The sequence below is a fragment of the Serratia ficaria genome, from assembly GCF_900187015.1.
GTDB classification, from domain to species: domain Bacteria; phylum Pseudomonadota; class Gammaproteobacteria; order Enterobacterales; family Enterobacteriaceae; genus Serratia; species Serratia ficaria.
This window is the reverse complement of record NZ_LT906479.1, coordinates 442,803-468,215: the sequence shown is the minus strand read 5'-3', so window position 1 is coordinate 468,215 and position 25,413 is coordinate 442,803. Positions and strand designations below refer to the sequence as shown.

Annotated in this window: 23 protein-coding genes; 8 read left to right on the top strand and 15 right to left on the bottom strand. The window is 47.6% G+C overall.

From position 1 onward, the window contains the following. Positions 1-4 precede the first annotated feature (4 nt). Together CKW09_RS02100 and CKW09_RS02095 are read right to left on the bottom strand one after the other, a co-directional pair. Entirely contained in the window at positions 5-1,714 is a 1,710-nt protein-coding gene (locus tag CKW09_RS02100) for a TraI domain-containing protein (protein ID WP_095095393.1), read from the bottom strand. Continuing rightward, positions 1,708-3,153, bottom strand: a complete 1,446-nt coding sequence (locus CKW09_RS02095) for a UvrD-helicase domain-containing protein (RefSeq protein WP_095095390.1) — start codon at positions 3,151-3,153, stop codon at positions 1,708-1,710. Before CKW09_RS02095 ends, CKW09_RS02100 begins: the two co-directional genes overlap by 7 nt. A 639-nt stretch (positions 3,154-3,792) precedes the next feature. Between CKW09_RS02095 and CKW09_RS02090 the strand changes: the two genes are divergently transcribed. From CKW09_RS02090 to CKW09_RS02075, 4 genes are read left to right on the top strand one after another with little or no spacing between them, the layout of a single operon-like run. Beyond that, complete coding sequence (locus CKW09_RS02090) at positions 3,793-4,626, top strand: helix-turn-helix domain-containing protein (protein ID WP_095095387.1); 834 nt, start codon at positions 3,793-3,795, stop codon at positions 4,624-4,626. 6 nt (positions 4,627-4,632) lie between these two features. Then, entirely contained in the window at positions 4,633-5,619 is a 987-nt protein-coding gene (locus CKW09_RS02085; protein WP_095095385.1) for a glycosyltransferase family 9 protein, read from the top strand. Beyond that, positions 5,612-6,115 carry a molybdopterin-dependent oxidoreductase gene (locus CKW09_RS02080; protein ID WP_095095382.1) on the top strand — a complete coding sequence of 168 codons (504 nt, stop codon included), beginning with the start codon at positions 5,612-5,614 and terminating at the stop codon, positions 6,113-6,115. The genes CKW09_RS02085 and CKW09_RS02080 overlap by 8 nt, the downstream gene beginning before the upstream one ends. Beyond that, positions 6,112-7,824, top strand: a complete 1,713-nt coding sequence (locus CKW09_RS02075) for a hybrid sensor histidine kinase/response regulator (RefSeq protein ID WP_095095379.1) — start codon at positions 6,112-6,114, stop codon at positions 7,822-7,824. Before CKW09_RS02080 ends, CKW09_RS02075 begins: the two co-directional genes overlap by 4 nt. Positions 7,825-7,880: 56 nt before the next feature. On the opposite strand, the gene CKW09_RS02070 is transcribed toward CKW09_RS02075, so the two are convergent. The 10 genes from CKW09_RS02070 to CKW09_RS02025 form a co-directional block, all read right to left on the bottom strand. Next, positions 7,881-8,561 (bottom strand): N-6 DNA methylase, encoded by a 681-nt coding sequence (locus CKW09_RS02070; protein WP_167387231.1) that lies wholly within the window; start codon positions 8,559-8,561, stop codon positions 7,881-7,883. Positions 8,562-8,674: 113 nt separating this feature from the next. Next, the gene (locus CKW09_RS02065; RefSeq protein ID WP_095095376.1) at positions 8,675-9,598 is read right to left on the bottom strand and encodes a DUF1281 domain-containing protein; all 924 of its coding nucleotides are present in this window, start codon (positions 9,596-9,598) and stop codon (positions 8,675-8,677) included. 112 nt (positions 9,599-9,710) lie between these two features. Then, on the bottom strand, positions 9,711-9,986 hold the full coding sequence (locus CKW09_RS02060) for a TA system toxin CbtA family protein (protein WP_095095375.1): 276 nt from the start codon (positions 9,984-9,986) through the stop codon (positions 9,711-9,713). A gap of 11 nt (positions 9,987-9,997) precedes the next feature. Further along, positions 9,998-11,008 carry an ArdC family protein gene (locus CKW09_RS02055; protein ID WP_095099980.1) on the bottom strand — a complete coding sequence of 337 codons (1,011 nt, stop codon included), beginning with the start codon at positions 11,006-11,008 and terminating at the stop codon, positions 9,998-10,000. Between the two features lie 72 nt (positions 11,009-11,080). Next, positions 11,081-11,683 carry a DUF3085 domain-containing protein gene (locus tag CKW09_RS02050; RefSeq protein WP_095095374.1) on the bottom strand — a complete coding sequence of 201 codons (603 nt, stop codon included), beginning with the start codon at positions 11,681-11,683 and terminating at the stop codon, positions 11,081-11,083. A 132-nt stretch (positions 11,684-11,815) separates the two neighbouring features. After that, positions 11,816-12,361: a hypothetical protein gene (locus CKW09_RS02045; protein WP_095095372.1), complete on the bottom strand. Its 546-nt coding sequence runs from the start codon at positions 12,359-12,361 to the stop codon at positions 11,816-11,818. Positions 12,362-12,460: 99 nt separating this feature from the next. Beyond that, a complete protein-coding gene (locus tag CKW09_RS02040; RefSeq protein WP_095095370.1) occupies positions 12,461-12,835 on the bottom strand; it encodes a hypothetical protein in 375 nt (124 codons plus the stop codon). Positions 12,836-12,919: 84 nt separating this feature from the next. Further along, entirely contained in the window at positions 12,920-13,300 is a 381-nt protein-coding gene (locus CKW09_RS02035) for a hypothetical protein (RefSeq protein ID WP_095095368.1), read from the bottom strand. A gap of 878 nt (positions 13,301-14,178) precedes the next feature. Beyond that, on the bottom strand, positions 14,179-15,066 hold the full coding sequence (locus CKW09_RS02030) for an integrase domain-containing protein (RefSeq protein ID WP_095099977.1): 888 nt from the start codon (positions 15,064-15,066) through the stop codon (positions 14,179-14,181). Positions 15,067-17,178: 2,112 nt separating this feature from the next. Continuing rightward, positions 17,179-17,601: an Lrp/AsnC family transcriptional regulator gene (locus CKW09_RS02025; RefSeq protein WP_095095366.1), complete on the bottom strand. Its 423-nt coding sequence runs from the start codon at positions 17,599-17,601 to the stop codon at positions 17,179-17,181. 123 nt (positions 17,602-17,724) lie between these two features. Here CKW09_RS02025 and CKW09_RS02020 point away from each other — a divergent pair, with 123 nt between their 5' ends. The 3 genes from CKW09_RS02020 (at position 17,725) to CKW09_RS02010 (ending at position 21,227) form a co-directional block, all read left to right on the top strand. After that, on the top strand, positions 17,725-18,747 hold the full coding sequence (locus CKW09_RS02020) for an ornithine cyclodeaminase (protein ID WP_095095364.1): 1,023 nt from the start codon (positions 17,725-17,727) through the stop codon (positions 18,745-18,747). A gap of 8 nt (positions 18,748-18,755) precedes the next feature. After that, positions 18,756-19,682, top strand: a complete 927-nt coding sequence (gene ctlX / locus CKW09_RS02015) for a citrulline utilization hydrolase CtlX (RefSeq protein ID WP_095099974.1) — start codon at positions 18,756-18,758, stop codon at positions 19,680-19,682. A 114-nt stretch (positions 19,683-19,796) separates the two neighbouring features. Continuing rightward, entirely contained in the window at positions 19,797-21,227 is a 1,431-nt protein-coding gene (locus CKW09_RS02010; RefSeq protein WP_095095362.1) for an amino acid permease, read from the top strand. A gap of 99 nt (positions 21,228-21,326) precedes the next feature. Here CKW09_RS02010 and CKW09_RS02005 read toward each other — a convergent pair whose 3' ends face one another. The 3 genes from CKW09_RS02005 to CKW09_RS01995 all read right to left on the bottom strand — a co-directional run bounded on the left by CKW09_RS02005 (position 21,327) and on the right by CKW09_RS01995 (position 23,935). After that, on the bottom strand, positions 21,327-22,439 hold the full coding sequence (locus CKW09_RS02005) for an FAD-dependent monooxygenase (protein WP_095095360.1): 1,113 nt from the start codon (positions 22,437-22,439) through the stop codon (positions 21,327-21,329). A 104-nt stretch (positions 22,440-22,543) separates the two neighbouring features. Beyond that, a complete protein-coding gene (locus tag CKW09_RS02000; RefSeq protein WP_095095358.1) occupies positions 22,544-23,020 on the bottom strand; it encodes a cupin domain-containing protein in 477 nt (158 codons plus the stop codon). 24 nt (positions 23,021-23,044) lie between these two features. Continuing rightward, a complete protein-coding gene (locus tag CKW09_RS01995; protein WP_095095356.1) occupies positions 23,045-23,935 on the bottom strand; it encodes an alpha/beta fold hydrolase in 891 nt (296 codons plus the stop codon). Positions 23,936-24,471: 536 nt separating this feature from the next. Between CKW09_RS01995 and CKW09_RS01990 the strand changes: the two genes are divergently transcribed. Continuing rightward, positions 24,472-25,395, top strand: coding sequence for a LysR family transcriptional regulator (locus tag CKW09_RS01990; RefSeq protein WP_095095354.1), 924 nt, complete (start codon positions 24,472-24,474; stop codon positions 25,393-25,395). The last annotated feature ends 18 nt before the right edge of the window (positions 25,396-25,413 follow it).

The window sequence follows — 25,413 nt, the reverse complement described above, 5'->3', positions numbered from 1 at the left end:
CCTATCAAGGGATCACCAGTACCGGACTGTCGGCAGGTACGCTTTTACCCCGATAGAGCAAACTTGCTTTAACGAGATATCCTTTGGTTCGTTTAAACGCACCTGTGCGCTCTGATGTTTCATACAGGTGTGCAAAATAAAATCTTTTACCCTTTACCCGGCGATGTTTCTCTAGGCGTTCAAAATCTTCCTGAAGGGATTCTCGTTGAGAGCCATCCAGACCAGCTTGTTTCAGGTACAAATAAAAAATCCCAGGGACCGTGATAAAAACAAAGCCAGAAACAAGATGAACCCGCGCACCGACGGAGTTAATGGGGATCTCATTAGAATTGAGCCCCTCGGTTAACCAATACCAAAAGGCTTCTCCGGGAGTTGTGGCTCCATCGCCTTCAATACCCAGTTTTTGTGATTGCGAGGGAGCAGGGTCAGTAGTTTGAGGGAAGCAGACTTCGGTTGTTGAAAATGCCGCTTCGGGAGCGATATTATTGATGTCGTCTGACTCCTGGTTTATTTCGGCAGCCTCAACTACCTGAGTCATTTCAGCTGTAAACGCAGGACTATCGACAGGCATAGGGCCTTCATCTTCGTGAGGGGCGTCCCCGAACTCCTGTTCTGTCTGATTCACCGGAGCAGACACCTCAACCGACAATAATGACAATAGGGCCTGCATATCCTCTTCCGCACCAACCGCCGTTTCAGGCACGAGGATCATCTCAGCCAAAGGCCTATCGTTGACCGGCGTGTCCAGGGCCGAGCTGAGTAACACCTCCGTTGCTGACGCTGCATTTTCTTCGGTTTGAGTTAATGTCTCTGCTGGCTGTTGCCCCTCGATGAGCGGTGAGTGGGTGTCGCTGACTGCACTTTGCAAATCAACTTCGGGCGCTGAAGAGGGGATATTTTCTGTAGTCGGGGCCACCGACTGTAAAGGAACGGTCAATGTGCTGGAGATGGACGCCGGCGAGAAAGATACGGCCAGGCTATCGCCGCGCGCCAGTTTGACCGCGTCCTGGATAATGTCGTCGATTACCGGTAATGCGCTGGGCTGTCGGGACGCAATCGTCATCAACGTGTGTGTAGCTGTCGGCAGTGTTGATAACCAGTCGATGACTTCAGCAGGCAGAAGCCGTGCCGCAATCAACGCACTTTGACTCGTCGCCAATGTCGGGGCTGACGGGCTCGCACCGAAACGAAAACGGTAGGGAGCACCCGGCACCGTCAAACCGGGTAACCAGGCTCGTCCACTTTGGAGTTCCCCCTGCAACTGGCTCAACAGCGGCAGGTAGTGCCATAGCGCAGCGTAAAACACCACGACATTCCACTGTACATTCTGGGCTGATTGTTCTTCGGGCGCGGCACCTGGCGGAAGCATATGCCCTTTGGCCAGACGCACCGCATACGTCGTCGTCTGAAGAGTGACATCAACCAATCCCCCTTCCCTGGCATACTCACCCTGCGGTGCTGCCGGCAGCACCTGCATCAACGCAATGAGCTGCTTCAGTGGTTGCAAATAGAATTGTTCATAAAGGTCTTTGGGAAGCGCACAATTTTCCCATAACTGCTGTAAACACTGCTTACGCGATGCCGTGCTCAACAGCTGTTCTGCGGATACTGTCATATAGTAACCAGCAGGTCCTTTTGAGCCTGAAGAGCTTGCTGTTGGCTTTACCGGCATATCCCGGGTCCCAACCAGCAGCTCTTTGATGGCCTTCAGCATGCAGGGCCTCCAGCGATATCTCCTTCGCCGTCCATCAACACCTGCAGTAAATCATTCAGTACCAATGTTTGCTGAGCCCGGGTAACAGCGACATACAGCAGATTCGCTTCATCAGTACGTTCGCTGTCAACCATCAGGGGGTCGGTGATATCCGCAAAGTCATCGTTCAACATCACTACAGGCCACTCCAGGCCTTTGCTGCGATGTGCTGTCGAAACGGTCACCTGCGCCTGGCTTTCATCTGTGACCGCATGCTCACGCATGACCTGCAGCTTTTGTGGCAGCGGGAAGTACTGGTCGAGTAATCGAAGACCCTGGTTCATTTCAGCGTCTTTGGTTGCCCTGGCCACCGACTCAAATTCCTCAAAATTACGGTATTCTCGCGCCAGCAACGGGGATTGCATTCGTTCAGGCATATCAGCCGAAAACCAGTACAAATCCTCAAGCTCCTCTGTTTTGTAGCCGGCAATACCGCCAACCCAATACACTTTTTTGCCCGCAAGACTGGCTTCAAGCGCCCTACCAATCACGCCAGCGACAGTCCGACTGAGTACAGCAATGTGTGTTGATTTGTCCTGTTCCGGCAAGCTCGTCACGACGTTGTCTTCACCGCCGTTCCCGACCAGGGGCAGTGTTTCCCCCTGGCGTTTAAGCAGCATATTCGCCACCCTGGCCACTCCAGGGCCAAACCGGAAGCTGTGTGTCAGACACAGCTGCTGAGCATCTGCCAGTTGCTCAGCGTCGAGCGCATTCTCCGCCCCGCGGAACCGGTAAATTTGTTGATGGCGATCACCGACCATGACCACATTACAGCGCTGGGACAGCACCAGGGCTTGCGTGACTGGATTGGCGTCTTGCCCCTCATCAAACAGTACGGTCTGCCAGCGTTTGGCGAGATCTGGCTCGGAGAGCTGATACAGTTTGAGGTAAACATCATGGGTGACAGGGAATACGCCGTCCTGACGAGCTGATTCGCGCCAGAGCAACTGCGCGGCCGCCAGAATTTTTTCAGATGACAACCCGCTGCGCACGTTCTCATCAGGCAGGTGTTGCGTGCCAAACTGGGTATCTGCACTGCAGAGAAAAGCATTGAGGGTGATGGTGGCCACGCGAGCCAAAGGCCAGTGACGCGTATTGAGTTGACGGGCAACGTCGGTGATCCGCAGATTGCCTGTCAACCGTTGTTGATAGTGCCGTCCGAAGTTGGGCCAGGCCAGTTGATGGGAGGTTTTACATTCCACATTGAATGGGAATTTTTGCTCTGCTTCGTCCCTGACAGCCCGGTTATAAGCAAGATAGAGCATCCTGCTGTTCGGATTTGCTAACGCGAACCGCACCAGTGTGGACGTTTTTCCAGTGCCGGCAAAAGCCCTAACCACCAGTTTTCTTCCAGACCAACCGATGATGGCGGCCTGTTCAGGTGTATCACAATAAGACATCAGCAGAACTCCGTAAAACTTGACCGGCGCTTATGCTGCGCAGGTCAATACGGCAATCACCACAGGAAATCCTTTTCCCAGTTGAAAAGGTTTCCTGTGGTAAGCCGTTTTCAGGTTGATAGACAGTTATCAACCCCGCATTGCTGGAGTCTGTTAAGTCAAAACCATGGGATGTCTCGATACTTCCGAAGACAATCCCAAAGCTAAATTTCAGGTTTCCCTGGTGCAAAGACTACAAGGTTCAGGTGAATTTATTTCGGGGTGCTTTAGCCATTCACAAGCATTCATTACTTGTGAAAGCACACCCTCACTGTTATTGCGCATCCGTCTCAATGTAGGGAGTAATCCCCCACGTTGAGTTGGCGCTTTCTCTGGTGTTGTGCGCTGTAGCTTCACCTGAGCGTTATGCTCATCCGAAAAGCGATAAGCATAACGCTCAGAAACTTCAGTTCAGCAGCGCTGGCCCCCACACTCAGGCATCTTTTTAACAACTAACATTAGTGCACGTCAACATAATTGATACTTTTATGACTTTAAATATCGCTTTGCGACACAGTAAATGGCGTTTTCTTTGAAAAACACAACTTTGAGTGTAAAGTTGTGGCTGATTTTTAAACTGAAATTGAACGAAGGTGGGAGATGGATATCAACAATAAAACTGCCCTGGGGGAGATCATTGCAAAAGCGCTAGCGATGAAGGGTATACCAAAGCAGAAGCATATCAGCCACACCAGCCGTGTACTGGATATCACAACAGCTGCAGCACAAAAGAAGATGACCGGCGCATCGAACTGGGAAGTATCACAGCTGGTAAAAGTGATCGATTCCATTGATATGAAGATGAGCGATTTTTTCGACATATTTAACTATTCAGTTAATGAGGTTCATACTGCTACATGGCATGATGGAAAAGCTAATATTAAATGCAAAATCTACTTATCAACTGCAAACAGTAATGAACCAACGGAATATTCAGCCTTAAAAATCAATGATGAATGGGTTGTTTTTCACACCGATGATATAAAAGATGAGGTTTTATTTGAGTCAAAACGAAACATTGAAATAATTCAACTATATCCACAAAAACATAATGTAAAAAAACATAGAATTGCAATTCTTGATGACGACAAAAACATTGTTGATAGTCTACAGGAAATAATTGGTCATGGTCAGTACATAGTAGATTCGTTCTATAACATTGAATCCTTAGAGGAGAGCTTGAAACGCAGCCCTTATGACGCCTATATTCTGGATTGGGTTGTTGGGACGAAAACTGTTTTTAACACAATCAAAGAAATAAGAAAGTCAGAAAATAAAAATGCAATGGTTCTGGTTCTTACCGGACAGCTATCTGGCATAGTAGACAGAGAAATAGCAAGTGCAATAAATGACTATGATATCACTGGCCCCCATGAAAAGCCGATCAAAGCCAGTGTGATAAAATCAATTATTGATAAACACTTCCCCAAGTGAATCATTATGAATAATACTTTATTAACATATACAGGCAGTCTCTTACTTGATGGAAGATACATCGTTTCACCCTATGGGGTAAGTAAAGAAGAACCCGGCGGGGAAATATCCCCATTGAGTAACGCTATTATTCATAATAACGCAATCAATAAAATTTCCGTAGACTACTCAAAAGTTAAAAGCTTGACTGTCATCAATGGATTAGGGGTGACCCTGGGAGATTCAGTAGTCGGTATATCTGCACTACATGCAATAAAAAAAATAAATCCCAACATCGTCATTAGAGTCATTCGTCCAGAGAACTGCCATAATTACGTCAATGAAATTTACACGCTCACAAAGAACATAATAAATGAAATCCACTTCATGCCATTTGATATTACCAAAGCGACAGAAGCAGAGATAATAATAGATATTGGAAACCAACTGTATTGGGAAGATTTTAACAAGTGGGAAATGCATGACTTCTTTTTAAGAAATCTTGGTCTCGAGCATATCTTTACTCCTGCTGAGGTCAAAAGCAACTCATGGTTAAAAGATGCCCCCCTTATTGAAATCAACCTGGGCGAGTATGTACTCTTCTGCCCTCACGCAAGTACAAAAATAAGAAGTATACCGGAACAGTACCATAAAAAAATAATATCTTACTTAAGCGACAAATTTAATATTAAAGTGCTTGGGTTCAGTGATGTTGAGCATGAAAATTACACGAATATATCTGAAATATCAAAAAGTACTGCTTGCTTTGCATCTATAATAAAACATGCCAAACACCTCTACACATGTGACTCTGCTGCCTTACATATTGGTGCTGGTTTTGACATCCCAACTACATGTATATTTACAACTGTGAAGCCTGAATTTCGTAGTCTATACTATACTCATTGCGATTCTGTTTATATCGGAAATGATAAAACAGTAGGGATCCATAATAGTGAAGATATCAATTTAATCAATTCAATAAGTAAAGAATTCGAGGTTTATTATGCATAAATCAAAATCCCTATCGATACTATTCATAGTCGCTGTGTTTTTTTCAGCATCGGCCTTTGCAAAGATAGGCGATCTCTATATAGATGGTGATATTGCAAATAAAAATAATAATGACGGCTATCTGTTAACTGCTGATGATTTTAATAAACTTAAAAAATCCCATATAAAAACCACCACATCCTGGACCGAGCCTGGACACGTGGTGGATTTCGAAGGTGTCAAATTCAAGGATTTATTGACACTTGTCGGTGCTCATGGAAAAACGTTAAGAATGAGAGCATTGAATGACTACTGGGTCGATATACCTTTCTCTGATGTAGAACAATACGATATTTTACTTGCAAATAAAATGGACGGGAACCCTCTGAAAGTAAGAGATTTTGGTCCCTATTTCGTCATTTACCCTTTAGATGAGTTTTACGACAAACTTAATAGCCCCACGTATCAGGCTCGCCATATCTGGCAAGTAGACAGCATAACGGTAATAGATAAATGAAGCTAAAACGGATCCTAATCCAGTATATCGTCGGTTTTTTGATTCTAACCGGTGGTTTTGTGTGGATGTATGAACAGTATTTTTCCACAAACCATAATATGAACTCGGCTGGCCCACAAGAAAACTATGCGTGGGCAATAGCTAAATTCACGATCAGACTGGCAGGATTTAATGCGAAAGTTGAGCGCCAGCTGCGATTGGGTAACAATGATAAAGAGGAATTACAAACAGAGCTTGATCTCCTGTTCTCGAGCTCTAATGTCCTGCTACATAAAAGTGTTTCGACCAGATACTTATATGAAGAAGCTGGCTATGCTAATACTGTGGCACAAATAAATTCTAATCTAGAAAAGATTGATGTCGAGTTACATAAAGAGACTCCTGATTACTCTATCATTCTTAAAAGTATTGAATTAATCGGACAGGACAATAAAAATCTCGTTGTAATTTCAGATCATGCTGAAGTAAGGCAAAGAAATATCATCCAGCAAGACTACCTTAACAAAGGGAACTCTATGAAGTTTCCTATTGCAACTCTGTACTTCCTTTTCTTGCTGATGCTATTCATTTCATATCGACAAGTAAAATCCATTAACAACCAATTAGAATCCGAAAAAAAATCTTTCAACAACAAAAATGCGTTCCTGGGGGTTTTGGGCCATGAATTAAGAACTTCCCTACAGGCGATAATTTCATCTGTAGAGGTGATTATCCAGAAAAAAGACGGTACTGCATTCAATCACTTTGAACGTTTAGAAAATGCCGCCATGAAAATGGAACGTCAGATGAAAGACCTTGCTGAATTTGCAAAGGTTGATAATGGTAACGTCGAAATAAAAATAGCATCATTCAAATTACGTAAGATTGTGCAAGATACCGTTGATCAAAGCATTTCGATATTAAATAAAAAGTCTGTTTCTGTAAGTTTAGGTGACATCTCTGATGTGTATATAAAGAGTGATCCTTCGCGGGCTATGCAAATCATTGAAAACATTGTCACCAATGCTATCAAATACACAGAAAACGGTAATGTGCAGGTCAGTGCAGTTGTTCACGAAAAATCCAAACTAATTATTAAGGTCGAAGATACGGGACAGGGTATCCCGAAAGATAAAATAGACACTATATTTTCGCCGTTTGTCCGAGTCGGCAACGACAACAAAGTGCCCGGCTTCGGGATGGGGTTAGCTATCGTCCATGGTGTTGTTAAAGCCATGAATGGGACTATTGATGTAAAAAGTGATGTTGGTAAAGGAACTGTATTTACCGTTTCATTACCTATTGAGCTGGCAACACCTGCTGAAATTGACATTATCACCGATATTGATGACAAACCGTTCTCAGCTAAGGGCATCAGTATATTGATTATCGATGATAATGAAATGGCGTGCGAGTCATTAGTATCAATTCTTCAGCATGACTTTTCAGTAGAGTATACAACATCTCCGGAAAGAGCATTGGAGAAGTTATATCGGAAATCATTTGATCTTGTTTTGAGTGATTTACAGATGCCTATTATCACTGGTGATGACTTATACAGAGAGGTCAAACAGAATAACGGTCCAAATAAAAACACACCGTTTATATTCATTAGTGCATACACCAGTGAAAGCCCAATCAAAGATGTGGATATTTTAACAAAACCAGTAAGATTAAATGATATTAAAAAATCCATAGAATCCGTATTTGCGAATCAGCCCATTCTATAAATCGCACATTATATTTATAGAACTAAAAGATAACCGCCCATACTGGGCGGTTTTGGTCAATTACCTGAATGGTACTGCTGTATTCTAACTGGCCATTTTTCCAACCAATGCATCGGAGTGTACATCACCAATCGGCGCTCATTGGCCAATACGTTTCCCAATACAATTTCACCGGGTATCCCCAGTGATGACAGCTGGATATAGGCCATCGACACAGCCACTACATCGATGTCAACGCAGGAAACCCACATATGCTGTGAAGGTTCGTATCCCAATGTTTGCATCTCTACCGCTGCAGCAATCATCATGCCGCCGGCACCACAACCAGGTTCACTGATGGTGACAAACGGCTGAGTTTGCAACTGTTGCTTCAATCCTGTGAACTGTAACTTGGCCATCATCGATGCCACGCTCCAGGGCGTGAAAAACTGCCCACGGTGTTTATCCCCGAGCTCCAGTTGCATGAACGTCATCCCTAGAAAATCACAAGCCTGGGCATTCAGTGCAATTCGTACCAGGGCAAGTAAGTGCGCTAGGCGTTCGACGTCTTCACGTTCATACCCCTTGATGATCGTCAGATACTGTTTCTCCAGTCTTTCGTCTGGACAGAAGCGATTGTGCATCGCTATCGCGCCACACTGAACGAAGTCAGAAAAGACCTTATACCGATGGTGGTAGCGTGCAGTTTGGCCAAAGAGGCCGACGAATTGTTTCTGTGCTTCACTAAACGTCAACATGGTGAACTCCTTTAACAAGGGAGCTCACCCGTAGTGGGAGAACTCCCCCACGGGAAAAAAAAGACCACCGAACATCGGTGGCCATAGGTTAATGCGTTAACAAAACTCGATGATTAGCCAGCAGCTGAATTCAGTGACAACGGCACAGAACCCTTGTCAGCGTAGGTCAGGTGGATCACTTCACCGACCTCTGTTTCTGCCGCTATTCGTCCGCCGTCGACATGCTCGCCGCGGTCGTAACGATCATAGCCACTGCGCTCTGCGTCGGGCATATACCAGGTATGCTCTACCTGGCAACTGAACAACTCAGATACTGTCCCGATAACTTCGCCAGCAGGCGGGTACCAGGGAGAGTCAAAGTGAACCGTCAACGTGTTGATGCCGTCCCGTATGCAACCGACATTATGGCCTGATGGCCATTCAACGCCGTACTGACGACCATATAGATCGGCCGTGGCCGGCACCTCACGTAACAGGGCCCCTGAACCATTCAGTTCGGATGCCAGGCGTGTAGGTATCAGCATCAGCATGTCACAGGGCACGGTATACTCTGGCATCACGCCCAAACGTTCCCAGCATATGCCGGCATCAATGTCAGGACTCACCCCCACCAGGCCGAACCAGTCCGCATACTGGCGAGACAGTACATCCGCCATACGCGCCTTCGCGACGTTAGGAATGTTTTCCCATTTCACGGCGTCAATTCCCGACTGGCGATAAAGACGCTCAATCAAACGAATATTTTCGGCCGTTAACGGGATATCTGCCTTCAGCAACCCGAACCAGTGTTCAAAGGCCAGATTCTGAGGTGATGCGATCCCCGGATGTGATAACAGATCCGGATAGGGCACATAAACCCCAGGTTTTGTTGTGGCCGGCTTCAGTATGCCGGCGCAGCCGGCCAGAAATAGCCGGCAACTCTGTTGAATGGCATGACGGTAGTCAGGCACAACATGGCCATTGACCCATTGCTGCAGTTCATCCACAAACACGGATTGGCCAGTGATCACTAAACGGTTTTTGCACCAGTTGGACATGGTCGTTCTCCTCTTCATAAAAAAAGAGGGAGCTTTCCCCATCGGGGGAAAGTCTCCCCCGATGGGTTAGGTGTTAAATCATGATGGTCAGGACGATGATTCAGCCCTGCCCTTAGTGGCCTATCTCCTGCTCTATTTCATCGATCACGCCCAGCTCTTCCACCTGGCGCAGATACGGTGATGATGGGGTAAAGGGATTGGTGCGCAGGCGTACCAGGTGGTATTTATCCACCAGGTTGTTGATCGCCTCAAACGGCCGCACTCCCGCTTCCTGCAAAGCCATCACGCACTCCGCCTCACACAGATCGGTATCGTTTAACGCCAGGCCAAAGTATTTGGCCAGTAACCTGCCGGCAATGGTCTGCCAGTAACGTTGTTCAATCGTCATCACCAGACTCCTCATGCCGCAACGGCAGGATCGGTTGTCGCCGGTTTCGCCAGGGGCTTCAGCAAAAACTCTGATGCCTCACGGGCCTGTTTGGCCGCACGAAACAGCGCGCGCTTATCTTCACGTAATACCTTGAGCCAGTGCTCGAGGTAGCTGTCGTGCTGGATGTCGCCAAAGATGCCAAGCTGCGCGCACATAAAAGCACTGCCCAGTTCCGCCACCAGTTCCTCGAACGCATACACCGGATCTCCGAACGCCCGGGAGGAAGACGTGATCCCCTCCCGGTTGAGCCGTGTTGCATGACCGGTGCTGTGCACCAGTTCATGCAATAACGTCGACCAGTAATCCGCCTCGGTCCTAAATTGTTGAACCTGCGGCAGGACAATCTGGTCGCGGATCGGGGAGTAAAATGCCCGGTCCTGGTACACCTGTTCGAGCCGAACGCCACTGGCATCAACGAGGGTGCTGACCTGAGCCTGCGTTTTCGTATCAACCAACGCCCCATCCTCTTCCGGCACTTCTGCCGGCGTAACGCCGACAACGATTTCCGGGAGGTTGTCGCATTGGGCAACGTTAAACAGGTACAGCGGCTTCAGCATGGGTATTCGCGTTTTCAGCGGGTTCCCCTCCTCGTCAAACAGCTGCCGGCCATCAGCATCCTCCACCTGCTTGTCCCAGGGTTTGAATACCACGGCCAGGGTGGCTGTTTCGCCAGCGCGCACATGCCCACCGACGGCTTCCGCCTGCTTGTAGGTCAGCCAGCGATTGGAGTGAAACCCCCTTTCGTCCGCGGCCATCCACAACAGCAGCACATTCACACCGCTGTAGTGATAACCGGTTGTGCCGTTCTGCGGCATGATGCTGGTCGACGCACTGCGGGCCTTATCGGTCCGCCAGGGCTTACGCCAGGGCAACGTTCCCGTCTCGATAGCGGCAATGATTTTGTCCGTGACCTGTTGGTACAGGTCAGGACGTTCGCGACGGGCTTTTGCCGGCCGACGTGATGATGATGATTTCTTCATGGAATGCTCCTCGTAAAAAAAGCGCATTCCTCCCCTGGCGGCGAAGAATACGCCCCAGGGGACAGAAAGTGGTTAGAACGCAGGGTAACGCAGTGCCCCTTTCGGGTTTACCGTGTCAACACGCTGTTTCAGCCGTTCGAACAAGGCCTGATAGTCGTCCCGATCGGCGGGCTTTGCCCGCTTGCAATCGGTATGGCAGGCCGTGGACAACAGGTTGATAGCCCGCTCACGCCAGTGTTTAAACTCTTCCTGGCTGACACAGACCGAGTAATGGACCTCGGCCAGCTGCAGCATACGGGCGGTCATACGGCGAAAGTCGGCGACACACACCCAGTTGACCACGGCGACGTGCATATAGACCGTTTCGGGTAACAGGTGTATCCAGAGCTCATGGCCTTGCGACAGTATTCGTTCGATGCAACTGTCGGTCAGCACCAGCTCCTCGCCAAAGTCATCTCCGCCGACAAGCTGCCGGGACGTCTCATACCAGGCTTCATCCTTTTCGGGATGGCAACCGTCGGCATACGCCAGGTGTTTAATACGTCCGGTAGCATTTCGCTCGCCCACGGTCGGCATCAGATAGACGCCTTCGTCTTTGGCCAGCATCAGCGCACACTGATTGGCGCGAACTTCAGCAATGACAGTGCGCAATTCTGCAGGGTTAAAATGCAACATGGTAAGTCTCCTGTGTGTTGGAGACGGACTTCCCCGAGAGGGAAAGCCCCTCCAGGGAAAATGAGTTAACGCGTTGAAGTCCTGTCGTACTCAACAAGACTGACAGTGCGGACTACAAGGTTGAGATCACGTTCACTTGCTCCTGCTCAAACCCGGGTTTAGCCAGACGTTATCCATCAGGGTGATCACGCTCCAGTGATAGGAGAGCTCGTCGTTATTGATACTGTCCCTGAATTGCACCAGGTGTCTGCGGACTGAATCGTCCGTGAGTATCCGTTCATTCACCGCATCTGGAGCCTTGAGCTCAGGACGCTGCAGATGATGACGCAACCAGATAAGCGGCTGTTCCCAACCACATCCCGCAGTTTGTGTATCCCGCTCTATTCGGAAGCAGCCGGGGCACAGGTTATGTATCAGGAGCAACATCAGCCGGCCGAAGAAATCCTGTCGACTGTCGATCCAGAGAGTCTGCTGTACAGATTGCATGTGTCCCGGCTGCTGAGAAAACTGCAGACCGGCCACATCGAGTACCGCACCGCTGAACAGATCACTGGCCTGGTTAATATCTACAGGCCAGGTCGTCGCCGGCAAAAGCCAGTACACCTCGGTCACCGCAAGCGTTAAATCAATCCACGCGTCCTCTGACGGCGGCTTGTCAAAATACACAGTCGTTATCACGATAAATCCTCCAGAAATAATGAAGGGGGATCTATCCCCCGGACGGGAATAAATCCCCGTCAGGGTGTGTGTCTGCAAGTTGTCAGGCTGTCATGCCGATCACCAAACCTCGAGCTCACCAATAGCGATGTCGGCTTCAACATCGCGCTTGCCTTGCTCCACGGCCTGCGCCCAGTAAGACGCGTGAATATCTTTGCTCAGCGTATCCAGGCGAGTCAGTAGCGCTTGCCCGTTAGCGGAAAGTGTCGGTAAATAGCCGTACTGCATGACCAGCAGGAAACCACCATAGGCCTCTCCTGCATTGATAACGGCATTTTCGACATCATTCAGCTCAGTGGGGTCTTCACGTTCAAGACCCAACCCCAGACGCTGGCAAGCCCGAATACTCATGAGCTTACCTTCAACCAGGCAAAGGAAATGAAACGCATCAAGCGCGGTTTTCACGTTAAGTACGTTGGGTAACTGGGTATGCATCGATAAATCCTCCACAAAAAAGCAAAGCGGGATTTATCCCCAAACGGGTGTAAATCCCCGTCAGGGTATGTGACTGCATGCGACTTAAGCGGCCGGTTTGCAGGCCAGCTGCTGTGCACCGTGATGGTAGCGATGACGCAGATGAACAAACTGTTTCGCCAGTTGTTCCGCTGCACGAACCGCTTCTATCCGGGATGAGAAGATTTGCGTAAACGAATTCAAAGAGTAGGAAAAATCCCTTTTAGAATATCCGGTACGCGACATAAAGGTGGCGCACCAGCCGCCGGATTCCCGAGGAAAAATGATAGCCTTACAACTGACGTTGCGGGTTTCGTTGGTAAACCACTCGGTATCAATGACGTCTTCTGCGCCCGGATGGCCCGGGTATATTCGGCGCCAACATGCACACAGGCGGTCAATGAAGGAGAGTTCAGGCTGAGAAGGCCACAGTGAAAGTACAGACATGGTGTTTCTCCTGTAAAAAAGGGAAACACCGTCCCCAGGGGAAAGGTATTTCCCTGGGGGAGTCGATTGCTAAAAGCGCAATCAGACGATGGTTACTGTATGTAGAAAATGTATAACACCTGCCCTGACGGGATATGATTACCGTCAAGATAATTGCATCGATTGGACACGGTGCCCGGAAGTGAAATACTGAAGGAACCTTCATCACCGCTAAGTGATCCCCGTTCTCAAAGGCTAAACGGAGTTACCGCCACATGGGCTTCCTCTTTCAGGCTACGAGGCTATTGGCAGTCACCCGAAGGCGTTTCTCACAGACCGCTGAAACTTTGGTTGGCACTCACCCGAAGGCGCTTCTCACAGAGTGCTGAAGCATTAGCTGGTTGTCCGAAGACAACAAGTAAGCCTGTTCATTTTCGAATCAAAAGAGAGTTATGTCAACCACAGGGGAACTAAAATCATGCGAGGATTGTACAGTTATTTCAATCTTCAGCAATTATGACCAAGAAGCCAATAGCAGTAATGATTCATCCAAAGAAAAAAGGCTTCCCTCCATACCCCTGTATAAAACTGGTGCATTCGGGTAGAAAACCGTAAAGGTGGAATGACTATTTATCCAGTTGCAGTTTGGGCTATCGATGGATATAAAGTAATCGGATTCATTTATCTTTTCAAAGGGAGAAGCCCGGAATTACTCCCACAACCGCCAGAATATACATACCAATATGTACATCATGATCAACTAACTTCAGCAGTGTAATAGACATAAAAAAATTGCATTATTTTTAATTGAACAGACTATATAGAGAGTTGCACAAGTAAAATCGCCTTACAATTTTAGAGGTCGCAGCCCTGTGAGTGCTGCGACCATTTTGCACCACTCATTCAACGCCATTTTTAAAATAGACCTGCTTGATATAACGGCCTCGCCCGTCACCATGCCCTAAATCCATAGAAACCAATGCATTTGCCTCTTCTCGACTCATACCATTATTAACGTGATGACTTACTGCATCCTTGGCATAAGCATAACGTAAACTATGAGGCGCATCTTTTCCGGTCATACCAGCTTCACGCACGATATTTCTGTACCGCTCTATCGCCGTATGTAACGAAGGTTTATCAATCAGTTTCCCATTATGTGAATCACAATGTTTTATCGCTTTATCTAAAATAGACAAAACTTTCTCACGATTAAACACTGTAGTTTCCCGAGGGCGACCACCTTTTGTCCCGAACACCACCTTTACCCTATCGTTACCATTCAAAATAGTTTGCTTCCATGTTTTTAGTGATTTAGCCGACTGAACCGTCTCCTCCGTTCTAAGCCCCAAATAACGAGATAATTGCATACAGATTGCTACCCCCTCATCTTTTTTAAAAACATGGCTAACAATTGCTGATAACTTTTCATCGGAGAGTGGTGTCTTTGTCCCATCACGACAAGCTCCTGATATACCCAGCGCCTGATTGCTCAACTTATCATGAGAGGGGTCAGCGAGCTTATTACGCCCTGCTGCTGACATGATTGAACGCACTGCTGACATTTCATTTTGGAGTGTCCGCGTTGATATGTTTTCAGCCTTGCGACTATTAATATATTTTTCGACATGGGACGTTTTAACATGCTTAACATCCCTGATTTGGATATTTAGTTTCGCAAGACGTTCAGAAAAACGCTCTGCTAATCTTGAACGGTCTGCAACGGTTTTAAAACTGCCCCGGCCCTGGCGGGCGAGCGTAACCAGCTGCTTGCTGAGCTTTGACATCAACTTTCCTCCCACGGCATACACAACCCTCTGCTTTCCACAAAGCAGACAGATCTGTATCCCGATAATTTCAACCCCGACGGCACGGTTACTTTTGCGCTTCCTGCGTCTCGACTGGTATCTGTGCATCGGGGCGGCGAAATGTTGAGTTATTTCGAGGCTCCCCAGGTCTCTGACCTGTTCGCGGCTTTCGCCGGCCTGACGTTAGTCACGTCTGCCTCCACACACTACTGTTCGTAGTGTCGCCATCGATACCGAGTCGATTTCCTCCTTTTAGATAGTGAAACGTCCAAAACGGTGTTTTCCGTCGTCATTACGTTTAAGTGAATGCGTGTTTAAAACCGTACTGACACAACTACGTGTTGGTCAGATGGTATTAAAACGTTGAAAGCCACGTCATGCGTGGGTTGAGACGTTATGCGCTACGCGCGTCACTTGGTAGTGTCTTCGCCACTTCACAAGTGACGCGCGCTCCTCTGCTCCTAATGAGACTCACGTAAGCGGCCAAATGTACCAAATGGCCTTATACGTGCGTTCAAAAGTCACATAGTCAGCAACAAGTCGTAAAAGATAAAAGAATCAAAACGTTGAAGCTTAAAACCCACCTTGGCGAGTTCCATAGCTGAAAGACGTAATATATACGTTATTGGTGAAAGAAACCGTACCAGGACTGGCGCGGTTGAGTCGCTAATGAACCTTCATCACTGTTGTGATCTCCGTTCTCAAAGGGTAAACGGAGGTACCGCCACATGGGCATCCTCTTCCAGGCTACGAGGATATTGTGACTACCCGAAGGCGTTTCTCACAGGTCACATGAAACATTGGATGGCACTCACCCGAAGGCGCCTCTCACAGAGTGCTGAGACATTGGATGGTCGTCCGAGGGCGACAGTACAACGTAGATAGGTTAAGCGATCTTACTGAAGTCCGTCAATCGCTTGACGCATCCCCCCACTCCAGCCACTGTGCATTACACTACTCAAATAAACATGAGATATGATAGGATGAAAAATAAAAGCACCCTCATCATTCAGACTCTCTGAACGCTTAATGAATAGTTTAAATGCTCGTTCAGAGTCCAGAAATAAACCTCTTACTGAGCATGTGCAAACTGTTCTAGAGGCCACAATTGATAAATAGGATTTTTAAAAACTATTGTAAGATTATAGAAAACCCAGAGGTTGGGATTTTAAATATTCAACAAAAGATTTCCCGAAAATAAAAAACCCACCCAACCCCTCATTAAATAAAAATAACCACCCCTTCCACACTCCTATTTTCACCACAACTACGCAGTTAGTAATTAACATATAAAACAACGACCCACACTACGAAAAATTCGGCAACAAAATAAAAACAGGAAACAATTAATTTTGATTGGTGTTATGTATATCAATGTATTGACCTATCCAATGGTGAAATAGACTCATGCATTGTTAGCATCAAAAAAAACATAGGGGATAATTTTAATCATGACGCCTATTGACAATATTAAACCAAGCTAATTAAAAGCAGATAATTTAACTCCACATCGTATTTACCAGAAAGTATTTATTTCACACCATCAAGTAAATACTGCAATGATTAACTCCATTGGTTGTATGGCGGGTAGCCGAAGGAAGCACAAACATAGGATGGTAAAATACCTTTCGCAACAATTAAAATCTTACCAAATTAGATTTATCGCGACTGAGGATATTTTTTAACTTGTATGCTATGGAAAGGATTTTCTTCATAACAAAACCGCCTCAGCATTCATTATAATAGGAACAAACTATCGCATTCCTATTTATAGCATTGATGTACTACTTGCACTAACAAAACATCTCAGACGTGATAAACTTGACGACTTCAGGATTCCTGGCAATGAGTTAGATAGAATAAATGTGACCACCCAAGTCCGTATTTTACCTCGAAATAATAAATATTAGCCAATTCAGATTGCAATATAAAATAGACCGTTATTCTGAGTTTACAGAGAAGTCCATGCCCGCTATTAATGATGAAAAAACTACAGGAATTATAAATACAATGCCATTGAAATATGTGATGGTTCTCCAATGTGCTTCATTGAAGAACAAGGTCAAAGCAGTGCTATCCGATGACTTTCCATCAGGCTTTATGTGTGGAAAGCAAGATACTGGTTTCGGTGTTGTGAATACCTTCAATACGACGGAGCCGCCCCAGAATACGGTCAAAATTTTCCAGTGAGTCGGAACGTAATTCAACCAACAGATCCCACTTGCCATTTGTGCTATGCAGGGTATAGACCGCCGGGTCTCCCCGCAGCTGCTGCACAATCGCCAACGCTCGGGTGCCTTCCACTGCCACACTCATCCAGGCGCGAATGCGATTTTGCTCAACGCCAGGTTTTACCTTCACGGTATACCCAGTGATGACGCCCTCCTGTTCTAAGACCCCAATACGCTTTTGCACCGTTGCCCGTGATATTTTCATCCGGCTGGCTAATGCCGTTATCGATAAACGCGCATTGTCGCGTAACAGCGCAAGTAATTGCTGATCGGTTAAATTCATTTCAATCTGTTCTTTCTAGTTGCCATTTTGACAAATTTATCATCATTTTGAACACTTATACAACTTCCTGAAGTCAAAACGTTTTCGCATACTGTTGTTTTATGACAACAGAGAGAGTTTTTCATGACACGCTTTATTGATATTGAAGATATGCGCATCCTAGTCGGGCTGTCTGGTGTGGCGAAGTTCATTAGCCTGTTGGTCGATTACATTGAGCAGGATTTCCGCCGTTGGCCTGAATTTGACAAAACACCACGCGTAGCTAGTCATTCCGACATTGGGGTGATTGAACTGATGCCCACTGCTGATACCAATCTTTATGGTTTTAAATATGTCAATGGCCACCCACAGAACGCTCTGCATAACCAACTGACCGTGATGGCATTTGGGGCGTTGGCAGAAACCGCCACCGGTTATCCGCTACTGCTAAGTGAATTTACCCTGGCTACGGCGTTAAGAACTGCAGCCACCTCGGTATTAGGTGCAAAATACCTGATGCGCAGCAATGCCAGGAAAATGGCGGTGATCGGCAATGGCGCTCAAAGTGAGTTCCAGATTATCGGTTTCAATGAGGTACTCGGCTTCACCGACTTCTGGCTGTATGACGTTGACAACAGTGCGACCGAAAAGCTGATAGGTAATCTTAATACCTACCCGGGTATTCGACTGCATTTCTGCCGTTCAGTGGATGAAGCCGTCTCACACGTTGATGTCATCACCACCATCACAGCAGATAAGAGCTATGCCAACATTATTGCCGCATACCAGGTTAAACCCGGTATGCATCTGAATGCCGTCGGTGGCGACTGCCCAGGTAAAACCGAGCTTGATGCTGACATCCTTAACAACGCCGACGTATTTGTCGAGTTCACGCCGCAGTCACGCATTGAAGGTGAAATCCAACAGATGCCAACCGACTTCGCCGTCACCGAACTTTGGGAGGTCATCAATGCTCAGAAAACCGGACGACGCAGCGATGATGCGGTGACCGTATTCGATTCGGTTGGCTTCGCCATCGAGGATTTTTCCGCGCTGCGCCTGATTAACGATATCGCCAAACAACACAATATTGGCAGTAATATTGCGCTAGTTCCCGCGCCAGCTAATCCCCGAGACCTATACAGCCTGCTAGCCCGCCCGGAGTAATGATCACTATGCAAACTGCCCAAACAGTCATGATGGTGCGACCTGCCGCTTTCAAAGCTAACCCGGAGACACTGGAGAGCAACGCTTTCCAGAAGCCATTATCGGCGGTTGAGGACGTTGCAGAAAAAGCGTTAACTGCTTTTGACGGCTACGTTGCAGCACTGCGCAACGCCGGGGTCGAAGTACGTATAATTGACGACAGCGCCGAACGTGAAACCCCCGATTCACTGTTCCCCAACAACTGGATTGCCATGCTAGAAGATGGCACGATTTACACATTTCCAATGGAAGCGCATAACCGTCGCCGCGAACGCCGGATGGATATTATCGCCGATCTGACGCGGGACTATCGGGTTATGCGCCGCATCGATCTTTCCGACTTTGAATCCCGCAATATTTATCTGGAAGGCACCGGCTCATTAATTCTCGATCACGTTAGCCGTATCGCTTATGCCTGTCGATCATCGCGCAGCTCCGAAAAAGCGGGACGGGAATTCGAACACCATTCAGGCTACACCATTCAATGGTTCGAGGCACGGGATCGCCACCAGCAATTGATCTACCACACCAATGTCATGATGAGTGTAGGTGAAAGATTTGCCATCGTTTGCATGGAATCGATCGCTTCGGAATCGGAACGACTGAGGCTGATGAAGCTTCTTGAGATAACAGGTAAAACCCTTATCAACGTCAGCTTTCAGCAGATGGAAGCCTTTGCCTGCAACGTACTGGAGCTGAGAAACCTTCAGGGTCGACCGGTGTATGCCATGTCGACTCGCGCCTGGTCCTCCTTTACGCTTGAACAACAGAAGCTGATTGAGGACTATGCGTCGCTGGCACTGGCACCGATTGATATCATCGAGGATCTCGGTGGTGGTGGTGCTCGCTGCATGTTGGCCGAAATCTTCCTTGAAAAGAAGAGGGTGTTCTCCTGAGGTGTTCCCTTTCAGAGTCTCAATACATGCCCAACCGCCCCGGCTGGGTCTTTGATAATTTCTGACTGCGGACTCAGCGCAGTCAAAAGGCATCTCGTATAACCGGAGTGAATTATGCAGAATAATAAAACCCCGGGGAGCCTGCATCAGGCCCCAGTTGAAAACCGGAAGCTCGCACAACAGTTAGATAATCGCCACATTCAGTTAATCGCTATTGGCGGCGCTATCGGCACGGGTCTGTTTATGGGATCAGGAAAAACCATCAATCTGTCAGGTTCCTCCATCATTTTTACCTACATTATCATCGGTTTCTTCCTGTTCTTTGTCATGCGCGCGTTAGGCGAACTCCTCCTTTCCAGTTCACGCTTTAACTCCTTTGCCGATTTCGCTAGCGAATATCTCGGCCCCTGGGCCGGTTTCTTCATTGGCTGGACCTACTGGCTGAGCTGGGTGGTGGCCTGCATCGGCGATGTGGTGGTGATTGGTGGTTATGCGCAATTCTGGTTCCCACATTTGCCGCTGTGGATCCCTGCCTTTGGTTCTCTGGGGCTGATGCTGGTGATGAATATGCTGTCAGTCCGGATTTTTGGTGAAATGGAATTCTGGTTTGCCCTTGTCAAAGTGGTGGCAATTGTCGCGCTATTGCTGGCTGGGTTTTTTATGGTGATGTCGGGTTACACCTCGCCCGATGGCGTAAAAGCCTCTTTCAGCCACCTGACTGAGAGCGGCACGATGTTCCCTCACGGCATTTCCGGCTTTATTGCCGGGTTCCAGATTGCGCTGTTTTCGTTTGTCGGTATTGAGTTGATTGGCGTGGCGGCAGCAGAAACCAAAAATCCAGAAACTAATCTCCCCAAAGCAATAAATGCAATTCCAGTCAGAATCCTGCTGTTTTATGTTCTTTCACTGGCCTGTATTATCTCAGTATCTTCCTGGCAACATATCGCATCGGACAAAAGCCCCTTCGTTGGCCTGTTTTCGCTGGCTGGGTTGCCCGCTGCCGCTGCTATAGTCAATTTTGTGGTGCTGACATCCGCTCTCTCTTCAGCTAACAGCGGCGTGTTCTCAACCAGTCGGATGCTGTTTGGCCTGGCCAATGAAAATGCCGCCCCCAGAGCATTGGGAAAACTATCGGCGCTCAATATTCCCTTGCGCGGCCTACTGTTGTCCGGATTCTGTATGTTCAGCGGCGCGGCATTACTGTTTCTCATCCCCAGCGTGATGGGCGTTTTCACCCTGCTCTCGACGCTTTCTGCAATCCTGTTAATCTTCATCTGGAGCATTATCCTTTTCTCCTGGCTGGCTTACCGTAAGCAGCACCCAGACCTGCATCATAAGAGTCACTACCGCCTGCCAGGGGGGAGCGCGATGGTCTGGAGTTGCCTGGTCTTTTTCCTGCTAATGCTGGTTGCATTGTCACTGCAGGCAGATACGAGAACCGGGTTAATAATCGCGCCGCTATGGTTTATCTGGCTGGCGATTGCCTGGAGGGGCAGGCAATCGATTACGTCAGCCTTGCCGATCCAGAATAGGGCTAATAAATAGATGGCACAAAAATAGGCTGCCTTAACGGGCAGCTTATTTAATACAAGGTCGGTATGCGCCGGTAACTGAAACGCCTGCATTCGAGGGCCAGCTCAGTGTTTACCGATGATATTTTGCATACCTAACAAATTCATCGCTAATTCGCATGGAATGGGTAACCAGCCCACGAATATATGGTAAGCGGGCAATTTCAAAGCGCTTAAATACTGTCGATATGGGTTCATCTGATGCGCGCTGAGAAAGCATCTGAGCCAACATAGCAGCATCTTCTACACCAGTTAGATAGCCACGCCCCGTCATTGGCGACACAACATGTGCGGCGTCCCCCACAATGGCCAATGCCCCTTTTGCCAGACGAGGCGGGTTATACTCGGCGATAGGTGCCCCACTCAGTACTGCATGCGAAAGCACCCCTTTTACAACGGCTTCGCGCCATAACGGTGGCCATATATCTTTAGCGATATCTGCCAATTCCGCCCTGACCGTACTATCAATTTTACCGCGAACGAGTGAGCCTATAACATGGCCCTCCTCTGTCAAACAGCCCGATTGGTGTAGTAATGTACCTTGGTGTGTATCAAACCAGGCAAATGTTATCTGCCTTTCTCCAGCTTTAAGAGATCCGTCTCGCCCAGGAAGTGTTGCGGCAACGAGTCTGTAACCCTCTACAAATTCGATCCACAATCCTCCATTGGAGGACCAGGCGACTGATCTTTCCAGTTCCCTTTCTTCCACAAGACCTCGCCACACCAGATAGCCGGAATATGTAGCGAAAGGATCTTCCTGCGTAATAGTCTGGCGAACAAGACTCCGATAACCATCAGCACCAATCACTGCTGCAGCATTTCTTTCAGACCCATCGGAAAAACTAATATTGACATATTCGCCCATATCACTAATAGCAGTGACGTTCTTGCTCTCTTCCAGAACGATGCTATGTGTCTCAATCGTGCGAGTTCGGAGCCAGGCATAAAGTGCAGGCCAGGTCGTTAATTCACGATAAGCGGGTACCACTGGCAGAACTGGTTGAGCACGCGGGTCGTAACCTGTTGTAGTAGCAACCAAATCCAAATCGATGCTGAGACTATCACCACCTAAAATATGTCCAGCAGAGCGTTCGATAACACGCACAGGGATCCTATATTTTGCACATGCCAAAGCTAGAGTCAGGCCTGTCAGGGAGCCCCCAATGATGACAATCTCGTCAGACATGGATCCTACCTTGAAATTATTTGACGTCAAACTTAACCTTTGCGCCCCCCTGAATGTAGGGGGCGGTCATTTATAACTTTAACTGGTTAGCCGATATTTAGTGCTTAATCATGAGGTGGAACGATTTCAATTCCATATTTCGGCCCCAACCGGATCATCTTCTCTATTTGTTTGTCATCCATCTCCGGTGGATTTTCTTCGGAGAAGGTTCCCGCCGGTTGACTGACCTCAATGAAGTAATCCTCAAGGCCTGCAGGAACAGCCAAAATGAGCATTTTGGCTGGGGTCGTGCCGATATTTTTAAAATAATGCAGAGACCCCCGAGGTAAAGTCACCCAAGTCCCAACGCCGCCAACGCTTCGAACACCATCGGCAAAGAACTCCAGTTCTCCTTCTAGTACAAAGAAAGACTCTTCCTCGCGAGAATGCCTGTGTGGGGGTGGCCCCTTTTGAGCCGGAATAATCGCTTCCATGACGCTGTATGCCCCGCCCGTCTCACTACCACTGGTCTTGATAGTGTAAATATCTCCAGCGACCCCGGTGAGTTGACCTTCACCAGGTTTCAGTATGCGTGCGCTCATAGTTCCTGACTCCTATACAGACGATTAACGTTTAGGTGGTGTTTGGGCGAAGAAATCAACTAATACAGACGTCAGTTGCTCCGGTTGTTCTTCTGTCAACCAGTGGCCACTACGTTCAATAACCACGCTCTGCACATTGTCAGCCAAAGGCGCCATGATGAGGCCCATTTGATCTCCCATGCAATATTGTCCCCCTACGGCAAGAACAGGCATTGGCAGTTTAGTCTGGGCATTTTGTTGATTGTTAATGGCGTCGATATCAAAAGCTCGGTAATGCTCAAAACTTGCGCGTAAGGCACCTGGGGCACTTAACCGCTCAGCGTACTCATTAAGATCTTCATCGGTTACGGCATAAGTATCGTAGGCCAAGTGGCGAATGAAATCAGTAATGAACATTTTTTCACGCCCGGCAACCAGTGCCTCTGCCAGTCCCGGAGCCCTGAAGAAACCAAAATGATAGAACTGTGGGAATGCAGCGCTGTCAAACAGAGCCTCAAGCCCAAGGCCCGGCAGACCGGCTTCAAGCATCGCTAGCTTGCTGACTTCGTTCGGATGGGCTGATGCATATTCATAGGCAACCATCATACCAATGTCGTGCCCAACCAGATTGATGTCTTCAAAACCGAGGTGATGTACCAATTGGTAGATATCTTCAGCCACTGTGCGTTTGTCATAACCCGTGCTGGGCTTGTCTGAATCGCCAAAGCCACGCAGATCAGGTGCAATCACGGTAAATGTCTTGGCCAATGTCGGGATCATCTGGTGCCATTCACGCCAGGTTTGTGGGAAACCATGTAGTAAAACCAGGGGCTCACCTGATCCGGCCATGACATAGTGAAGGCGAACGCCGTTGACTACCGTAGTCTGATGGCTGATTTCATTTCCTGGTGCTGTTAAAACATTTTCAGTGCTCATAGCTTGTTCTACTCTTTTGTGTTCAACTTTAGATGAACCGAGGTGAGTCAGTGGCTCATGGCTGCCACCTCAGATTTTGTTAAAATCATCTTAGATAAAGTTTTACACTCGGAATATAGAGATAAATGGATTACACCAATCCATCTATGAAGCAATGACAGAGATCCTCACTATTTCATAAGGGCTTAATGACACGCTAGTTGTGGTACTTAAACAAAAAAATTAGTGACTAAACAAATTGTTCCATGGTCTGAGCTTCAGTTTCAATACTTCAGTCCTTGCGTAATTGGGGGCATTAGAAAGGCAGCCTCTGCGACTGCTGACGGCTCGGCAAACTAGTGGTCTGCCTTATCAGGCATGATTACATGCGTTCTTGGGGAGGTCGACATGCCATCAATGATCGCCACTGAAACGTGTATACCTTCTAACCACCGTTTTCTTGCCATCGACTCCGCCAAACGTGTTATCTCAATTTCAGGTTGCTAATCGAAAGTTTTATACTTCCTTACGACAACTCAATTTGACTGGACAAACCAATGTCACAAATACACGATCGCCTTGACTGGAACCTGTTACGTACATTTCTGGCTATAATCCAGGAAGGCAGTATCAGTCGGGCAGCTATCCGATTGCACGTGACACAACCTGCCGTGAGTCTCGCCCTGAAAAGGCTCGAAGAACAACTGGGTGAAAGTCTGATAACTCGTAATGGGGCGAACTTTACAATTACCACAGCAGGGGAACTAGTTTACAAAGAGGCGCTGGCAATTTACGGCAGCATTGCCCGTCTTTCTTTGGCGGTCCAGGATATGCCGCAGGATCTGAGCGGGGTCGTTAGGCTAGCGGTGGTATCAGCTGTTAAAAGTGACATTCTGGACCAGGTATTATCGGAATTTCACTTAGCACATCCGCGAGTAACCTTTGAGATAATGACAGGATCCAGCTCTGAAGTTCAACATGCTTTGCTGCATTTTCAGGCAGCATTGGGCATATCTTTAAAGCATAAAAACGTGCTCGGCCTAGCATACACTCCTCTTCTTCATCAGAAATATTTTTTTTATTGCGGTAAAAGCCACCCTTTGTACGGAAAGACTGATTTGAGCATGGAGGATTTAAAGAGCGAAAAATTTGTCTCATTTGCGAGTGAACAACTTGATGGTGTACTCGCGCCTTTAGCACTTTTTCGTGCTAAACAATCCCTTGATGGCCATACCACAGGTACCAGTTCCAGCCTGCATGAAGTCATTAGGATGATCCGTTCAGGTTTAGGCATCGGCGCCCTGCCTGAACATGTTGTTTCCGAAGAGGCAGCATCGGGAAATTTATGGAAATTACCTCCCTATGAGGGTATGGCAAGGGTCACGCTGTATCTGATGTGGAACGACTCTTTGAAGATCAACAAAGCTGAAGAAACCTTTCTTGATTACCTCAGAAAAAATCTCACCGTGGCAGGCTATTAGCCTGCCCAGCAAACATCC

Coding starts and splice junctions, on each gene's coding strand:
- CKW09_RS02100 (WP_095095393.1), bottom strand. CDS start 1,714: ATGCTGAAGGCCATCAAAGAGCTGCTGGTTGGGACCCGGGATATGCCG.
- CKW09_RS02095 (WP_095095390.1), bottom strand. CDS start 3,153: ATGTCTTATTGTGATACACCTGAACAGGCCGCCATCATCGGTTGGTCT.
- CKW09_RS02090 (WP_095095387.1), top strand. CDS start 3,793: ATGGATATCAACAATAAAACTGCCCTGGGGGAGATCATTGCAAAAGCG.
- CKW09_RS02085 (WP_095095385.1), top strand. CDS start 4,633: ATGAATAATACTTTATTAACATATACAGGCAGTCTCTTACTTGATGGA.
- CKW09_RS02080 (WP_095095382.1), top strand. CDS start 5,612: ATGCATAAATCAAAATCCCTATCGATACTATTCATAGTCGCTGTGTTT.
- CKW09_RS02075 (WP_095095379.1), top strand. CDS start 6,112: ATGAAGCTAAAACGGATCCTAATCCAGTATATCGTCGGTTTTTTGATT.
- CKW09_RS02070 (WP_167387231.1), bottom strand. CDS start 8,561: ATGTTGACGTTTAGTGAAGCACAGAAACAATTCGTCGGCCTCTTTGGC.
- CKW09_RS02065 (WP_095095376.1), bottom strand. CDS start 9,598: ATGTCCAACTGGTGCAAAAACCGTTTAGTGATCACTGGCCAATCCGTG.
- CKW09_RS02060 (WP_095095375.1), bottom strand. CDS start 9,986: ATGACGATTGAACAACGTTACTGGCAGACCATTGCCGGCAGGTTACTG.
- CKW09_RS02055 (WP_095099980.1), bottom strand. CDS start 11,008: ATGAAGAAATCATCATCATCACGTCGGCCGGCAAAAGCCCGTCGCGAA.
- CKW09_RS02050 (WP_095095374.1), bottom strand. CDS start 11,683: ATGTTGCATTTTAACCCTGCAGAATTGCGCACTGTCATTGCTGAAGTT.
- CKW09_RS02040 (WP_095095370.1), bottom strand. CDS start 12,835: ATGCATACCCAGTTACCCAACGTACTTAACGTGAAAACCGCGCTTGAT.
- CKW09_RS02035 (WP_095095368.1), bottom strand. CDS start 13,300: ATGTCTGTACTTTCACTGTGGCCTTCTCAGCCTGAACTCTCCTTCATT.
- CKW09_RS02030 (WP_095099977.1), bottom strand. CDS start 15,066: ATGTCAAAGCTCAGCAAGCAGCTGGTTACGCTCGCCCGCCAGGGCCGG.
- CKW09_RS02025 (WP_095095366.1), bottom strand. CDS start 17,601: ATGAATTTAACCGATCAGCAATTACTTGCGCTGTTACGCGACAATGCG.
- CKW09_RS02020 (WP_095095364.1), top strand. CDS start 17,725: ATGACACGCTTTATTGATATTGAAGATATGCGCATCCTAGTCGGGCTG.
- ctlX (WP_095099974.1), top strand. CDS start 18,756: ATGCAAACTGCCCAAACAGTCATGATGGTGCGACCTGCCGCTTTCAAA.
- CKW09_RS02010 (WP_095095362.1), top strand. CDS start 19,797: ATGCAGAATAATAAAACCCCGGGGAGCCTGCATCAGGCCCCAGTTGAA.
- CKW09_RS02005 (WP_095095360.1), bottom strand. CDS start 22,439: ATGTCTGACGAGATTGTCATCATTGGGGGCTCCCTGACAGGCCTGACT.
- CKW09_RS02000 (WP_095095358.1), bottom strand. CDS start 23,020: ATGAGCGCACGCATACTGAAACCTGGTGAAGGTCAACTCACCGGGGTC.
- CKW09_RS01995 (WP_095095356.1), bottom strand. CDS start 23,935: ATGAGCACTGAAAATGTTTTAACAGCACCAGGAAATGAAATCAGCCAT.
- CKW09_RS01990 (WP_095095354.1), top strand. CDS start 24,472: ATGTCACAAATACACGATCGCCTTGACTGGAACCTGTTACGTACATTT.